This window comes from Candidatus Purcelliella pentastirinorum, assembly GCF_003391335.1.
Classification (GTDB): Bacteria; Pseudomonadota; Gammaproteobacteria; order Enterobacterales; family Enterobacteriaceae; genus Purcelliella; species Purcelliella pentastirinorum.
Window position 1 is genome coordinate 49,761 of the sequence record NZ_CP028374.1, and the last position, 17,871, is coordinate 67,631.

Annotated in this window: 13 protein-coding genes and 1 tRNA gene; 5 read left to right on the plus strand and 9 right to left on the minus strand. The window is 20.6% G+C overall.

Going from position 1 to position 17,871, the window contains the following annotated elements; all coding sequences use genetic code 11:
- Window positions 1-36: 36 nt before the first annotated feature.
- Both C9I82_RS00245 and C9I82_RS00250 read right to left on the minus strand, forming a co-directional pair.
- Window positions 37-110, minus strand: a tRNA-Val gene (locus C9I82_RS00245).
- Between the two features lie 76 nt (window positions 111-186).
- Window positions 187-1,569 carry an MATE family efflux transporter gene (locus C9I82_RS00250; RefSeq protein WP_115955866.1) on the minus strand — a complete coding sequence of 461 codons (1,383 nt, stop codon included), beginning with the start codon at window positions 1,567-1,569 and terminating at the stop codon, window positions 187-189.
- A 128-nt stretch (window positions 1,570-1,697) separates the two neighbouring features.
- Here C9I82_RS00250 and C9I82_RS00255 point away from each other — a divergent pair, with 128 nt between their 5' ends.
- Window positions 1,698-2,324: a riboflavin synthase subunit alpha gene (locus C9I82_RS00255; RefSeq protein WP_115955867.1), complete on the plus strand. Its 627-nt coding sequence runs from the start codon at window positions 1,698-1,700 to the stop codon at window positions 2,322-2,324.
- 135 nt (window positions 2,325-2,459) lie between these two features.
- Complete coding sequence (gene rnt, locus C9I82_RS00260; protein WP_115955868.1) at window positions 2,460-3,122, plus strand: ribonuclease T; 663 nt, start codon at window positions 2,460-2,462, stop codon at window positions 3,120-3,122.
- A 7-nt stretch (window positions 3,123-3,129) separates the two neighbouring features.
- On the opposite strand, the gene grxD is transcribed toward rnt, so the two are convergent.
- Window positions 3,130-3,477, minus strand: a complete 348-nt coding sequence (gene grxD / locus C9I82_RS00265; protein WP_115955869.1) for a Grx4 family monothiol glutaredoxin — start codon at window positions 3,475-3,477, stop codon at window positions 3,130-3,132.
- A gap of 685 nt (window positions 3,478-4,162) precedes the next feature.
- Between grxD and argS the strand changes: the two genes are divergently transcribed.
- A complete protein-coding gene (gene argS / locus C9I82_RS00270; RefSeq protein ID WP_115955870.1) occupies window positions 4,163-5,890 on the plus strand; it encodes an arginine--tRNA ligase in 1,728 nt (575 codons plus the stop codon).
- 45 nt (window positions 5,891-5,935) lie between these two features.
- Here the strand turns inward: argS and C9I82_RS00275 are convergent, their stop codons facing one another.
- Together C9I82_RS00275 and mutS are read right to left on the minus strand one after the other, a co-directional pair.
- On the minus strand, window positions 5,936-6,448 hold the full coding sequence (locus C9I82_RS00275; RefSeq protein ID WP_115955871.1) for a DedA family protein: 513 nt from the start codon (window positions 6,446-6,448) through the stop codon (window positions 5,936-5,938).
- A 194-nt stretch (window positions 6,449-6,642) separates the two neighbouring features.
- Window positions 6,643-9,033: a DNA mismatch repair protein MutS gene (gene mutS, locus C9I82_RS00280; protein WP_115955872.1), complete on the minus strand. Its 2,391-nt coding sequence runs from the start codon at window positions 9,031-9,033 to the stop codon at window positions 6,643-6,645.
- Between the two features lie 196 nt (window positions 9,034-9,229).
- Between mutS and C9I82_RS00285 the strand changes: the two genes are divergently transcribed.
- Window positions 9,230-10,747, plus strand: coding sequence for a leucyl aminopeptidase (locus tag C9I82_RS00285; RefSeq protein WP_115955873.1), 1,518 nt, complete (start codon window positions 9,230-9,232; stop codon window positions 10,745-10,747).
- Between the two features lie 47 nt (window positions 10,748-10,794).
- Window positions 10,795-13,410: a valine--tRNA ligase gene (locus C9I82_RS00290; protein ID WP_115955874.1), complete on the plus strand. Its 2,616-nt coding sequence runs from the start codon at window positions 10,795-10,797 to the stop codon at window positions 13,408-13,410.
- Between the two features lie 6 nt (window positions 13,411-13,416).
- Here the strand turns inward: C9I82_RS00290 and cysC are convergent, their stop codons facing one another.
- The 4 genes from cysC to cysG are packed head-to-tail and all read right to left on the minus strand — an operon-like array spanning window position 13,417 to window position 17,785.
- Window positions 13,417-14,031, minus strand: a complete 615-nt coding sequence (gene cysC / locus C9I82_RS00295; protein ID WP_115955875.1) for an adenylyl-sulfate kinase — start codon at window positions 14,029-14,031, stop codon at window positions 13,417-13,419.
- 14 nt (window positions 14,032-14,045) lie between these two features.
- A complete protein-coding gene (gene cysN / locus C9I82_RS00300; protein WP_115955876.1) occupies window positions 14,046-15,449 on the minus strand; it encodes a sulfate adenylyltransferase subunit CysN in 1,404 nt (467 codons plus the stop codon).
- A 12-nt stretch (window positions 15,450-15,461) separates the two neighbouring features.
- Window positions 15,462-16,367, minus strand: coding sequence for a sulfate adenylyltransferase subunit CysD (gene cysD / locus C9I82_RS00305; protein ID WP_115955877.1), 906 nt, complete (start codon window positions 16,365-16,367; stop codon window positions 15,462-15,464).
- A gap of 8 nt (window positions 16,368-16,375) precedes the next feature.
- Entirely contained in the window at window positions 16,376-17,785 is a 1,410-nt protein-coding gene (gene cysG, locus C9I82_RS00310; RefSeq protein WP_115955878.1) for a siroheme synthase CysG, read from the minus strand.
- Window positions 17,786-17,871 lie beyond the last annotated feature (86 nt).

Sequence of the window (17,871 nt, forward strand, 5' to 3'; positions counted from 1 at the left end):
AAAATTTATTTAATTATTTTAAAATATTATTTAATATGCATCTGAGTGGACTTGAACCACTAACCACTACCATGTCATAGTAGTACTCTAACCATTTGAGCTACAGATGCAATAATTTAATAATTTATTTCATAATATATAAAATTATTTTAAAAATATAAATTTTATTTACTTTAAATTTATAATTTAATTTTTTGAACTTAATCTTATTATTTCATTCGGTAATCTTTGTAATTTTATTATACGTAAAAATATCATAATAGCTGCAATACTCAATCCAATAATAAACCCATACCAAAAACCAACTGGACCCATAGCAGGAAAAATTATATCAGTTAAAGCAAAAATATATCCTATAGGTAATCCAACAATCCAATAAGCAAAAAATGTTATAAATAAAATTGTTTTTGTATCTTTATAACCTCTTAAAATTCCACTTCCGATTGCTTGTATAGCATCAGGAAATTGATATATTGCAGAAAACAATATTAATTTAGTTGCTAATTTGATAATTTTTAAATTATTACTATATAAAAAAACAATTTTATTTCTAAAAAAAATACTAAAACTTGCTGTAAATAAAGCTAAAATAATTCCAATTATATGAGCACAATAACCAGTAATAAAAACCTCGTTAATTTTATTCCTACCAATATTATATCCTATTCTTATAGTTGAAGCAATACCAATGGAAAAAGGTAAAACAAATAACAAAGAACTAAAATTTAAAGCAATTTGATGACCAGATACTTCTACAATCCCCAAAGGGGACAATAAAATAGCTACAATAGCAAATAAACTAACCTCAAACATTAAAGAAAATGCAATTGGCAAACCTAATTTAATTAAATCCAATAAAATTTTAATATTAGGTAATTTATTAAAAATTTTTTTAATATTTTTAATTCCACGATTATAATAAAACCATATTAATATTATCAAAAACATAATCCAATAAACAGAAGATGTTGCAATTCCACAACCTATACATCCCATTGCTGGCATGCCAAAATTACCATATATAAAAATATAATTTATAATTATATTAAAAATTAACCCAATAAAACTAATTATCATTACTGGTTTTGTACGAGATTGTCCTTCATATTGATTTCTCATTACTTGATAAAATAAATATCCTGGAACACCCCATAATAAGGTTCTTAAATATTTAATTACTTTTATTTTTAATAAAATATTAATATTATGCATTATTTTTATTAAATAATAACTATTCCATAAAATCAACATTATTAAACATGAAGTAAAAATTGCTAACCAATATGCTTGATTTATATATTTATTGAATATATTATTATTTTTATTAGCTCCATGTAATTGAGCTATAACAGGAGTTAAAGATAGTAATAACCCATGACCAAATAAAATTGTTGGAAACCAAATTGAACTTCCTACAGCAATAACAGCCATATCAATACTGCTTGCTGCACCTGTCATGATCGTATCTACAAAACTCATAGCTGTTTGTGTAATTTGTGTTAATATAACAGGTATAGCAATAATTAATAATTTTTTTGTTTCAAAGATATATTTATGTAATGCAAACATAATATAGTTTTATTTATATCAGATAATATTAATAATACCATAACTATAATGATAAAATTAAATTTATTATTTTAGTAAAAAAATATTCTATCAAATATTAAAATTAATTAAATATTATTGAGGTAAAAATGTTTAATGGTATAGTGCAAGGTACAGCTAAGCTCTCATCAATTGAAATAAAAAATAATTATAGAACGTATACTTTTTATTTTCCTAATAATATTATTAAAAATTTATCATTAGGATCATCCATTTCTAGTAATGGTTGTTGTTTAAGTATAGTTAAAATGAATAAAAATTATATAAGTTTTGATATAATTAATGAAACATTTAACAAAACTAATTTTAAGAATTTAAATATAGGTGATTCAATAAATATTGAAACACCTTTAACATTACAAGATGGAATTAGTGGACATTTAGTTTCAGGACATGTTATATGTACAGCAAAAATCATTAATATAAAATATAATTTAGATAACTTTAAATTATATTTAAAACTTAATAATATTTACTTTATGAAATACATATTTATAAAAAATTTTATTTCTATTGATGGTGTAAGTTTAACTATTTCTGAATTAAAATCCAATAGTTTTTGTGTGTCTTTAATACCAGATACATTAAAACGTACTATTTTTTTACATAAAAAAGTAGATGATATTGTTAATATTGAAATAGATAATAATATACAAACTATTGTTGATACTACCGAAAAATTCATAAAAGATCATATATCAGATATAATTAAATAAAAATTAGTTAATTTAATATTTTTTGATAATATATTAATAAAATTAAAAAAATATTTTAATTAAATAGATAAAATTTTAATTTAATCTATTTTAAAAAATAAATAATAACATTATATATGTTATTTTGGATATAATATGTATTATATTAATAAAAATTTTATAAAAGATCGTTTTCGTAATTTTTATCCTGTAGTAATTGATGTAGAAACAGCAGGTTTTGATCCATTTACTGACGCAATATTAGAAATAGGATTGATTACACTAAAAATGAATATAAACGGATGGTTAAAAAAAGACGAAATTTTACATTTTAATATTAAACCATTTAAAGGTTCTATTATTAAACCATCCGCACTTGCTTTTAATGGTATAGATCCTATGAATCCTTCAAGGAAAGCTATACAAGAAATAAATGCAATAGAAACAATATTTAAAATTATTAATAAGAAATTAGATTTAAATAAATGTAGTAAAGCAATAATTGTGGGACACAACGTAACATTTGATCATAGTTTTATTATGGCTGCAGCTGCAAGATCATTTATCAAAAACAATCCATTTCATCCATTTACTACATTTGATACAGCAACTCTAAGTGGGTTAGCAGTAGGTGAAACCGTATTAGCAAAAGCATGCGAAGCTTTAGGTTTAATTTTTGATAATAAAAAAGCTCATTCTGCTGTTTATGATACAATACAAACTGCAAATTTATTTTGCATTATCATAAATAAATGGAAAGAATTAGGAGGATGGTCTTCACCTGTAGTAAAAAGAAAAAAAAATATTTTAAATATTTAACAATTAATTATTTATTATTAATATTATTTTTATTATTTTTTTTAGAAGAAATACTATTTAATAAAATTTGCAACTTACCACTTTTAAACATTTCTACAATTATATCACACCCTCCTATTAATTCTCCATTTATCCATAATTGAGGAAAGGTAGGCCAATTAGCATATTTAGGTAATTCTTTTCTAATTAATGGGAATTTTAAAATATCTATATAAGCATATTGTTGATTACAAATAGATAATATTTCTACAGCTTGTGCTGAAAAACCACAATTAGGAAATTCAGGGGTACCTTTCATATATAATATGATTGGATTATTTGCTATTTGATCCTTAATTTCATCAATTGTATTCATATGTTCTCCCTGATAAAATTAAAAATAAAATTTTTATATTCTAATAAATTATTAATATTCATTAAATTAAATAATATTCGATATAAAATTACATTTTTTATTTTAATGAATTAAAAAATATTTTTATTATAAAATTTTTTAATATTATAACATATTAATTTTAATATTTAAAATTTAAATAATATTAAATAATTTGTTTTATATTTATTTATTTATTTTTTAAATACATCATAATTTTAAAATTTTATCAAAATATTATTTTTTTTAATATAATTTTTAATTAAAATATATTATTTTTTAATATATTTATTTTATAATAATAAATTATAGTTTATTTTTATTAAAAAAATAAAATAATAATGATTATAAAATAATAAAAATATCATTAAATAACGTCTAATTTTATATTTAAATGTTATTAATAATAATTTAATTTATTTTAATAAATTAAATTATTATATTTATTTTTAATATCTTGATATATAACTTAATGTTTAGTATAATTTAAATAAATTTCAATATTATTAATTAATATATTTTTAAATTTAAATTAAAAAAAAAAAATAAATATATTTAACATAAAACGGATATATTATAAAATTATTATTTTTAAAATTATTAATAAATTTTATTAAGAGATTTAGTTTTTATTTAATAAATATTAAGTATTTTAGTATATATTAATATGAATTTAAAAAATTATTTGTATAAAAAAATAATTAAAGCTACAATTTTATCTGGTATTTATGATACTTCCTATATTTCATTAAGACACTCTAATAAAGAAGTATTTGGAGAATATCAAATAAATGGTATTATTAAAATAGCAAATAAATTAAATAAAACACCAACATTCATAGCAAAAAATATAATTCATAATTTAAATATTAAAAATATTTTATATAAAATAAAAATAGTTAAACCTGGTTTTATAAATTTATTTATACATAGATTGTGGTTAGCTAATCAAGCAGAATTAATGTTTAATAGTATTAATTTTAACATCAAAAAACAAACAGGCACTGTTATAATCGATTATTCATCCCCAAATATTGCCAAAGAAATGCATGTAGGACATTTACGTTCTACTATATTAGGAGATACAGCTGTAAGAATTTCAAAATTTTTAGGATATAAAGTTATAAAAGTGAATCATATAGGAGATTGGGGGACTCAATTTGGTATGTTAATTACTTATTTAGAAACAAATAATATATTATTTAATAAAAAAATTACATTAGAAAATTTAGAAAAATATTATTGTCTAGCTAAAAAAGAATATAAAAAAAATAAAGAGTTTGAAAAAAAAACAAAAATATGTGTAGTAAAATTGCAAAAAAAAAATGTTAAGTATTATTCAATATGGAAAAAAATAACTAAAATTACCATAAATTATAATCAAAATATATATCATCTACTTAATATAACTCTTAAAAAAAAGAATATTGTAGGAGAAAGTTTTTATAATGATAAACTATCTTTAGTTGTAAATGATCTTATAAAAAAAAATATAGCGACTAAAAATAATGGATCAATAATTGTTTTTTCACAAAAATTTAAGGATAAAAATAACAAAAATTTAGGTGTTGTGATTAAAAAAAAAGATGGTAGATATTTATATACAACAATTGATATTGCATGTTTAAAATATCGTTGCAATGAATTAAAAGCAAAAAATATTATATATTATGTAGATTCAAGACAAAAACAACATTTCGATCAAGTTTATGAAATTTCTTTGAGAGCTGGTTATATTCCTAAAAATGTAAAAATAAAATACCATTTTTTTGGTATGATTTTAAATGAAAATAATCATCCATTTAAAACAAGAAATGGTGATAATATAAAATTATTATATTTAATACATAAAGTAATAAAAAGAACAAAAAAATTGGTAATTAAAAAAAATAATAAAAAATCATTAAAAAAAATTAATCATATTACTAATATTATTGCTATAGGTGCAATAAAATATTATGATCTATCTAAAGATAGAAAAATTAATTATGTCTTTAATTTAGATAAAATGTTATCCTTTGAAGGAAATACTGCTTTGTATATACAATATAACTATGCAAGAATAAAATCAATAATAAACAAATCAAAAAAATATAAATTTAATCAAAAAAATAGTTTAATAATTACTAATGGTTTAGAAGCAAAAATAATTTTTAAAACACTTCAATTCGAAGAAATTGTAGTAAGATCTACTAAACAAGGTAAATATCATATACTCTGTGAATATCTTTATAATATAACTAATCTATTCTCCAAATATTATCAAAAATACCCAATAATTAAAATAATAAAAAATGAAATAGGTCAAAATAGATTAAAAATATCTATTCTAGTTTCTAGAATTATAAAACAATCTTTAAATATCTTAGGAATTAAAACTGTTGATAAAATATAAAAGTATTTATAAAAATATATATTTTAAATAGTTTTTATTTAAATGTTAAATCCATATATTCAACCAATAAACACCTAACAATCCTGGCAATAAAATAATTATTGACCAAATTATTGAAGAAAAAAAATTAGCTATTTGAAATTTCCATAATGACATTTGACACATACCAGCTATTAATGGGATTGTTGCTCGTAATGGACCAAAAAAACGTCCAATAAAAACCCCAAACATACCCCATCTATTAAAAAAAATTTTACCATTAATTAAAAATCTTGGATATTTATTAAACAGCCAAAAATTTATAATACGTTTTTTGTAATGACTACCAATAATCCAAGATAACCAATCCCCTAGAAAAGCTCCTGATGCAATAATAAAACAAAATATTATAAATGAAAAATTAAAAAATTTAATAAATGTACTACAAGTAAGTAATAAGATAGTTGCAGGAAAAAATAAAGAAAAACAAGCTATGGATTCAAAAAAAGATAAAAAAAATACAATTGGTGGTAACCAATTTTTATGAAATTGTAAAAAAATTATAATTTCTTTTAACATTATATTAATAAATATTATTTATACATGATTAAAAATAAAAATATTCATAAATTAAATATAATTATATAATTTTATATATCTAAAATTATATAAAAACCAAAATATTATTAAGGTATACAAAATTTAACTTGTAAAATTATTATATTTTACTATAAAAAAAATTAAATTTTATAAAAAAGCTTCTAAAAATAAAATTATTTATTTTTTTTAAATATGTCAATTGCATTATCTATAACTCTATTTGGAAATCCTGCTAATTTAGCGACATAAAAACCTAAACTTTTATTAGACGGTTTATTTTTTAATTCATATAAATAAACTATATTTTTATTTTTTATAATAGCATTAAAACTGACATTACATACATTTTTATTATTTTTTTTTATTTTAGTTAATTCAAAATAATGTGTTGCAAATAAAGTAATGGCTTTAATTTTATTTATCAAATAATTAGCGCATGCAAATGCTATAGCTAATCCTTCTTGAGGTGATGTTCCTCTACCTATTTCATCTATTAATATTAAACTTTTAGATGTAGCATTATTTAAAATATTGGACATTTCTGACATTTCAACCATAAAAGTGGAACGATTAGATGAAATATCATCAATAGAACCAATTCTAGTGAATATCTGATCAAACCAACCTATTTCAGCATAATTAGCTGGAACAAAACTACTACTCCATGCCATAAGTACTATTAATGCTATTTGTCTCATATAAGTACTCTTACCTCCCATATTTGGACCTGTTATTATTAACATACGCTTATTTTTATTAATTTTTAAAGAATTTGTAATAAACGGTTTATTCATACTATATTCAATAATAGGATGTCTACCATCATCAATATTTATTTCTTGATTATAACTTAAAATAGGACAACAATAATTTAAAGTTATTGCTCTTTCGGACATATTTAATAATACATCTAATTCAGCAAGATATTTGGAAGATTTTTTTAAAAGATTAATATATGGCAAAAATATATCAAATAATTCATTATATATTTTTTTTTCTAAAGATAAAATTTTTATCTTTGAAAAAAAAACTCTATTTTCATATTTTTTCAATTCTGGTGTAATATATCGTTCCACATTTTTTAAAGATTGTTTAAGTATATAATGAACAGGTACTAAATGCTTATGTGTTTTACTGATCTGTATATAATACCCGGTTATTAAATTGAAATTTATTTTTAAAGAATTTAAATTTAATTTTTCACGTTCAGATTTTTCTAAATTATTTATGTATTTATTCATCCAAGAGTTTAATTCTCTTAACTTATCTAATTTTTTATTATAACCAGTTGCAATAACTCCACCATCTTTAATAGATATAGAAGGACTATCATATATAGCTTTTTTTAAAATTAAATTAAGGTTATTAAAATCATCTATTTTTCTATATATTTTTTTTAAATACGGATTTTTTCTTTTAATCAATATATATTTAATTTTAGGTATAATATTAAATATGTTTCTAACATGAATAAAATCTCTAGGAATAGCTGTTTTTAAAAAAATTCTAGCTAAAATTCTTTCAAAATCACCAACTTGAGATAATATTGGTTGTAATTTTTGATATACATCCATTAATGATAATATACTTTTTTGCCTATTTTTAATCAAATTAATATCTTTAATAGGAGAATGTAACCATCTTTTTATCATTCTACTTCCCATAGGAGTTACAGTTTTATCTAATATATAAGATAATGTATTGGTTTTTATATTAGATAAACTTTTAGTGATTTCTAAAGATTTACGTGTTGAAGCATCTATCATAATATTTTCATTTTCATATTTAATTTTAATATTTTTAATATGACGTAAAATAGTACATTGAGTATTTTTGATATATTGTAATAAACAACCAGCGGATCTTAAAGAAAAATTTGTAATATTCAAACCAAAACCTGACAAATCATTTGTAGAAAATTGTAAATTTAGTTGTTTTATTGCCGTATCCAAATCAAATTCCCAATAACGTACACATTTTGTACAATTTATTTTTTTAATTAAATCCATTGATTTAAAATTATCTGGATAAATTAATTCTACAGGATTTGTTTTTTCTATTATATCAGCCATAGATTTAAAATTAAATAATTCATAAACAAAAAAATCTCCGGAACCAATATCTATAGTTGAATAACCAAAATAAAAATCTTCATTTTGCCATATAGCTGCTAAAATATTATTTTCTTTATCTTCTACAAGACCTTCCTCAATAATAGTACCTGGAGTATAAACTTTGATAACTTTTCTTTCTATTAAGCCATTATGTTTACAAATATTATCTGTTTGATTACATAATGCTATTGATTCTCCTAAAGAAATTAATTTATGTAAATAATTATTTACTGTTCTACATGGTATTCCAGCCATGGGAACTATTTTACCACATGATACACCCTTATTTGTCAATGTAATACCTAATAGACCAGAGATTTTTTTAGCATCATCATAAAATAATTCATAAAAATCACCCATTTGATAAAATAATAAAATATCAAAATACTTTTCTTTAATAGATAAATATTGTTGTATAATAGGGATGTGTATATTTAATTTTTTATTCATTAATAAAGAAACTCAAATTATTATTTTGATTAAAAATATATTTTTATAAATAAAATTAAATTATTAATAATTGACTTTTAATATATTCTCATCCAATATGAAATATTAAAGTAAATATCTTAATTTTATAAACAGCTTTTATATTATATAATAAATCATAGTAAATAATACAAATTAAATTTATAAGGGTCAATTTATGAAATTTAATGTAAAAAATATTGATATTAAAAAAGAAAAAAATATTTATATTATAACGGGAATATTTGAAAAATATAAATTATCAAAATATACTAAAATAATTGATGCATTTACAAGAAACTATATAAGTTCTTTATTTAAAGAAAACATTTTTCAAAATTGTAAAATAGGACAATCTTTATTTTTAAATTATTTACCTAATCTTCCATTTACAAAAGTATTATTGGTGTATTGCGGTAAAGAAAAAAAATATGATGAATATACATATAAAAAAATAATAAAATCTATTATAAATACATTAAATTATGTTTCTTATAAAAAAGTATTTTTTTCTATATCTAATATAAATATTATAAATAAAGATGAATATTGGAAAATACGGTTAGGAATAGAATATTTTAGAGAATGTATGTATGAATTTAAAAAATTCAAACGTAATATAAATTCTTCATTATCTCATATATCTAAAGAAATAATATTTCCTATAAAATTAAATAAAGATAAAATAATATATGATAATGCAATAAAAGATGCATTAATCATATCAAATGCTGTTGAATATGTTAAAAACTTATCAAATATGCCTCCAAATATATGTAATTCTAATTATTTAATAAAAAAAACATATAATTTCGCAAATAAACATAAAAATAAAATTAATATAAAAATATTAAAAAAAAATGAAATAGAAAAATTAAATATGAATGCATATTTATCAGTAAGTAATGGTTCTATAAATGAACCAATGATATCAATAATTAAATACAATGGAAATAATAATTTAAAATTAAAACCAATAGTAATAATTGGAAAAGGAGTAACATTTGATTGTGGAGGTATATCAATCAAACCATCATCAAAAATGGATGAAATGAAATATGATATGTGTGGTGCTGCGTCTATATATGGAATAATGCATGTTATATCTGAACTAAATATTCCGTTAAACGTAATTGGTATATCAGTAGTATGTGAAAACATGATAAGTGAAAGATCTTATAGACCAGGGGATATAATAAAAACTATGTCTGGAAAAACAGTAGAAATATTAAACACTGATGCTGAAGGTAGATTAATTTTATGTGATATATTACACTATGTTAGAAAATTTAATCCGGAAATGATTATAGATATTGCAACTTTAACAGGTGCCTGTGTTGTTGCATTAGGACATCATATGAGTGGATTTATGTCAAATAATAAACTATTAATTAAACAAATAATTAAAGCATCAATAGAAACTGGAGATTTAGTGTGGAATTTACCTATATCTAAAATATATCATAAAAACTTACAATCCAATATTGCTGATATGACAAATACAGGTATTGGAGGAGCTGGTGCTATTACTGCTGCATGTTTTTTATCAAAATTTATAAGTAAAAAACTTTCATGGATACATTTAGATATAGCAGGTACTGCATGGCATTATAGCAAAAGAAATTATGCCACTGGACGTCCAGTTAAATTAATATCACAATTTTTAATAAATTATTCATCTTTATATAAAAGATAATAGATTTACATAAATTACTTTTGTACAAATCTTATCAATGAAATTTTATGAAAAAAAAATATGATCCTAACTATATTGAAAAAAAAATTTATAGTTTGTGGAAAAAAAATAATTATTTTAAATTTAACAAAAAAAAAACTAAAAAAAAATATTGTATAACATTACCGCCTCCTAATATAACAGGTACATTGCATATGGGGCATGCATTCCAACATACGTTAATAGATATTTTAATACGTTATAATCGTATGAAAGGTAAAAATACATTATGGCAAATTGGTACAGATCATGCTGGAATTGCAACACAAATACTCATTACAAAAAAAATTATAAAAAAAGGTCATGACATAAATAATTATGATAGAGATACTTTCATCAAAAAAATTTTAAAATGGAAAGAAAAATATGGGAAAATAATAAAAAATCAAATGAAACGTTTAGGATATTTCATAGATTGGGATAGAGAGCGTTTTACAATGGATAAAAAATTTTCATATACTGTTAAAAAAGTTTTTATTAATTTATATAAAAATAATTTGATTTATAGAACAAAAAGCATAGTTAATTGGGATACTAAACTAAATACAGTAATTTCAGATTTGGAAATAAAACATAAAAATAAAAAAGTATCTATGTGGTATATAAAATATAAATTATTGAACAACATAAAAACAAAAGATGGTAAAAAACATTTATTAATAGGAACAATACGCCCTGAAACAATTTTTGGTGATACTGCTATTATGATTAATCCTGAAGATAAACGTTATAACAATTTAATAGGATATTTTGTTAAAGTTCCTTTAATTAATCGTATTATACCTATCATTAGTGATATAAAAGCAAAAATAAAAAAAGGTAGTGGTTGTGTAAAAATAACTCCAGCTCATGATTTTAATGATTATAAAATAGCAATTAAGTATAATTTACCTATGATAAATATTTTTACATATGATGGTAAAATATTATCTAATACTAATGTTTTTGATAGTAAAGGAAATCCTTCAACATTTTATGATAATAAAATACCTAAATCATTTCATAATCTTGATCGTTATGTTGCTAGAAAAAAAATAATAAGAAAACTAAAAAAAAATAAACTACTAAAAAAAAAATATCAATATAATACTTATATACCATATAATGAACGTAATGGAGCTATTATAGAACCCATGCTAACTAATCAATGGTATATTAAAATGAATAAATTAACTAAGTTAGCAATAAATTCTGTTAAAAACGGAAACATAAATTTTATTCATAAACAATATGAAAACATTTATTTTTCATGGATGAAAAAAATAAAAGATTGGTGTATATCTCGTCAAATATGGTGGGGACACCGTATACCTGTATGGTATGATGAAAAAAATAATATTTATGTAGGACAAAACGAAAAAAAGATAAGACTAAAATATAACATACCAAACAATAAAATATTAAAACAAGATAATGATGTATTAGATACATGGTTTTCTGCAAGCATGTGGACTTTTTCTTCATTAGGATGGCCTAAATCAAAAAAAATATTTAAACAATATCATCCAACAAATGTAATTATTTCTGGATTTGATATAATATTTTTTTGGATCGCTAGAATGATAATGATAACAATGTATATTGTAAAAGATAAAAAAAATAAACCACAGATTCCTTTTAAAAATATTTATATTACTGGTTTAATTTGTGATGAAAATGGTGAAAAAATGTCAAAATCTAAAGGAAATATTGTTGATCCTATAGATATAATAAATGGAATATCATTAAATAATATTATTAAAAAACGAACAAAAAATACGATAAAAAATAAATCATTTGTAAAAATTATTAATAACACTAAAAAAAAATTTCCTTATGGAATTAAAGCAACAGGAGCAGATCCTTTAAGATTCACAATTGCTTCTTTATCATCAACTAACAGATTAATAAAATGGGATATGAATAGATTAGAAGGATATAAAAAATTTTGCAATAAATTATGGAATGCTAGTAAATTTGTTATAGATAAAAGTAAAAATGTTAAATATTTATCACATAAAAATGATATTTCAATAATAGATAAATGGATTATAAGTGAATTAAATATTATCATTAAAGAATTCGAAAAATCTATAAATAATTATAGATTTGATATTGCAGCTAATAAATTATATAGTTTTATATGGAATCAATATTGTGATTGGTACATAGAATTTATTAAACCTATAATTAATTTATTTGATGAAAATAATTCCATAGGTACTATAAATACATTATTATATGTATTAAAAATAATACTAAAATTAGCACATCCAATTATTCCATTTATTACAGAATATATATGGCAAAAATTAATTAAATATGATTTTAACAATGAATTTAATAGTATTACAATGGAAAAATTTCCAAAATACAATAATAAATTTATAAACAAAAAATTAAATATTGATGTAATATGGTTAAAAAATACTATTATACAAATTAGAAACTTTAGAGTAAAAAGAAAAATTAAATTCAACAAGAAAATAAAAATTATTTTTAAAAAAGATGATCTTATCAAAAAAAGAATTAAAAATTTAGGTTTTTTTATAAAAAAAATGGTAAATATAAAAAAAATATTGATAACAACAAAAGATATTAAATCTACATTTAATAATAACATTACAAATAATATTTTTTTATAAATAAAATTAAATAATTTTCATAGATTTTAATAATAGAATTATTTTATTTACAGATACTGATATTTTTTGTTCTCCATTTAAAATAATTTCAGGGTTGACTGGTAATTCATATACAGAATCAACACCAGTAAAATTTTTTATTTTTTTATTAGAAACTTTTTTATATAAACCTTTAGAATCTCTTTCTTTACATAAATTAAATGATGTATCAATAAATATTTCTATAAATTGATTTTTACCTAATATATATCTAATTTTTTTACGCTCAAATCTATGAGGAGATATAAAAGTAGATAAAACTATTAAACCTGCATCCACCATTAATTTTGATACTTCTCCAACTCTTCTAATATTTTCTTTACGATCCTTATCAATAAAACTTAAATCAGAACATAACCCAGATCTAATATTATCACCATCTAAAATATAAGTATGTATATTCATAAAATAAAGTTTTTTTTCTAAGGCATTAGCAATAGTAGATTTACCAGATCCTGATAACCCAGTAAACCATAATAACGCTGATTTATGATTATTTAATTTTTCACGTTTTATTTTATTTATATAAAAATATTGCCATATAACATTATTTTTATTTTTTTTATTTATATTATCTATCATAAAAAATTATATTCTTAATTTAAAAAATAACGTTTTATTAATTGATTTAATTCTTTTTTAAATAATTTATATTTATTTATTTTATTATCTTTTATCGACAATATTTTATAAATTAATCCTGCTCCAACTGTCATATTAGTTAACTTATCGATAAAAATAATACCACCCATAACCTTGTTATTTTTATAAAGATCTACCACTATAGGTTCATCAAAAACTATGGAAATTCTACCAATATTATTTATTAATATTTTATTTGTTTTTATTTTTTTTAAATCATTCATATCAAAACAATATAAAATATCTTTTATAATAATTTGAGTTTTTTTACATGCAATTTTAACATCATATTTATTACCTACTTCTAATTTTTGTTCATTCATCCATACAATATCTACTAAAGCTGACTGTGTTAATTTTAATTTAGTATTGAAATCAATTATAATATCTCCTCTACTAATATCTATTTGATCTTTTAATATCAAAGTAATAGGTTCTGAAGGATAAGCTATATTAATTTTTTTATTATAAAATATAATTTGATCAATGTAAGATACCATACCAGATGGTAATATTTTAATCTTTTGATTAATTTTTATTTTACCAGAAGATAGACTACCTGAATATCCTCTAAAATTTGAATTAGATCTATTAACATATTGAACTGGAAAATAAGAAATTTTATCATTAATATTATTTAAATTTTTCATATTTTCTAATATATAAAGCAATGTTGGACCTTTATACCACAACATTATTTTATTTGAATAAACAACGTTTTCACCATTTAATGCTGAAATAGGTAAGAAATGTAATTTAATATCTTTATTAGGTAAAAGTTTTATAATTTCTAAAATATTTTTTTTTATTTTAATAAAAATATCTTCTTTATATAAAACTAAATCCATTTTATTTATAGCAATAATAATGTTTTTAATTCCTAAAATATTAACTATAAAAATATGGCGTTTAGTTTGATTCAATACTCCTTTACAAGCATCCATTAACAATATAGCTACATCACATGTAGATGCTCCTGTAGCCATGTTACGTGTGTATTGTTCATGTCCCGGGGTATCTGCTACTATAAATTTACATTTATTTGTATAAAAATATAAATAAGCAACATCAATAGTAATACCTTGTTCTCTTTCAGCTTGAAGACCATCAACCAATAAAGATAAATCTAAATTATTACCTTGTGTTCCATGTTTTTTACTATCCTTTTTTAAGGATATAAATTGATCAGAATAAATATTATTCGTATCATAAAACAAACGTCCGATTAATGTACTTTTACCATCATCTACACTTCCACATGTAAGAAATCTTAAAGATGTTTTTTTTTTTTGCATCTTTAACCATTTAATAATATTATCTGATTTATTAATATTATTCTTAATAGTATTATTTGTCATTATTTTGTTTCCTTAAAAGTATCCTTGACGTTTTTTCATTTCCATAGAACACACTTGATCATTATCTATTATTCTTCCCTGACGTTCACTTATTTTTGAATATAACATTTCATTTATAATTTCTGGTACATTTTTAGCATTTGATTCTATAGCACCAGATAATGGCCAACAACCTAAAGTACGAAATCGTACCATAAGTTTATTTATTTCTTCGTTTTTATAATCAATTCTATTATCATTCAACATAATTAGTAAATTATTACGTTTCAAAACTGGTCTAATAGAAGAAAAATATAATGGTACTATTTCTATATTCTCAAAATAAATATATGTCCAAATATCTAATTCGGTCCAATTAGATAATGGAAATACTCTAATATTTTCCCCTTTATTTATTTGCCCATTATAATTTTGCCATAATTCAGGTCTTTGTTTTTTTGGATCCCATCTATGTAATTTATCACGAAAAGAATATATACGTTCTTTAGCACGAGATTTTTCTTCATCACGTCTAGCACCTCCAAAAGCTGCATCGAAATTGTATTTATTTAAAGCTTGTTTTAAACCTTCAGTTTTCATAATATCAGTGTATTTATTACTACCATGAACAAAAGGATCAATACCCATTTCCACACCATCTTTATTAATGTGTATTAAAAAATCAATATTCATATCTTTGACAATATTATCTCTAAATTTATACATTTCATTAAATTTCCAACCCGTATCTATATGTAATAATGGAAATGGTAATTTACTAGGATAAAATGCTTTACGAGCAAGATGCAACATAACAGAAGAATCTTTACCTATTGAATATAACATAACAGGGTTTTCAAATTCAGCTGCAACTTCACGTATAATATAAATACTTTCAGCTTCTAATTGATATAAATAAGTAAATTTATTTTCCTCCATATTTTTCCCTATAATAAATTTAAAATATAATTTTTATTATTAAAATGATTTTTAGAAATTTTAAACCAAGACAATTTTTTTCTTAATTCAACAACTTTGCCTATAATTAATATTCTAGGACTAAAAGAATCTTTAATTAAAATATTTAATTCTGATAAAATGCCAGTTTTTACATACTGTTCATCATGTGTTCCTAAACTTATAATAGCTACTTTTATATTTTTTGAACATCCATTTAATATCAATTGTTTATATATATATTTGATATTAATTGAAAACATATAAATTACTAAAGTAAAAGAAGAATAATTAAATTTTAAACTATTAATACAATTTTTATAATTATATCCATTTATAAATATTACTCCATGTGAATAATCTCTATGTGTTAATGGAATACCTGCATAAGTAGGAGCTGCAATACCTGAAGTTATACCAGGAATAACCTGAAAGGGTATTCCATATTTATATGCATATAATAATTCTTCACCACCTCTACCAAAAATAAATGGATCACCACCCTTTAATCTAATAACACATTTACCTTTTTTAGCATATAATATTAATAAATTGTTTATTTTTTTTTGAGAATAAAAATGATATCCATATCTTTTTCCTACGCATATTAATTTTGCATCCTTACGTATTAAATTTAAAACCTGTTTACTTACTAAATAATCATATAATACAATATCTGCCCTTTGTATTGCTTGTAAAGCACGAAGTGTCAATAAACCAGAATCTCCAGGCCCAGCACCAACTAATATTATCTCTCCTGATAATTTATTTTTATATTTTAAATGATTATTTAATACTTTATATGCTAGTTTAAAATTATTACAAGAAACATAACTAGAAAAAATACTATTAAAAAAATTTTCCCAAAATCGTTTTCTATCATCAGATTTAATTAAATATTTCTTAACTTTATCACGAAATTTACCAGCAATATTAACTATATTAGATAAACTTTTAGGTAATATTGTTTCTAATTTTTCCTTCAATAATCTAACTAACATAGGTGCCATACCACTAGATGATATAGATATTAATAAAGGAGATCTATTTATTATTGATGGAAAAATAAAAGAACATTTTTTTAAATTATCAACTACATTAACAAATATAAATTTATTATTAGCTTCTTTATAAATTTTTTCATTAAGATTATTATTATTAGTAGCAACTATTACTAAAAATATATTATTTAATTGATTTATATTAAATTTTTTTGATAACCACTTAATTTTATTTTCATTATATATTTTTTTTAAATCATCACATAATTTATTAGCGACAACATATACTATAGCTCCAACGGAACAAAATAATTTTATTTTTCTAACAGCTACACTACCACCTCCAATTACTAGAATTGGTTTAAGTTTTAAATCAACAAATAAAGGTAAATATTTCATTTTATAATATTTATAATAAGTATAAAATAAATTAAAAAATATCAAATTATATTTATAAATTAAATTAAAATAAATAAATTATTTTT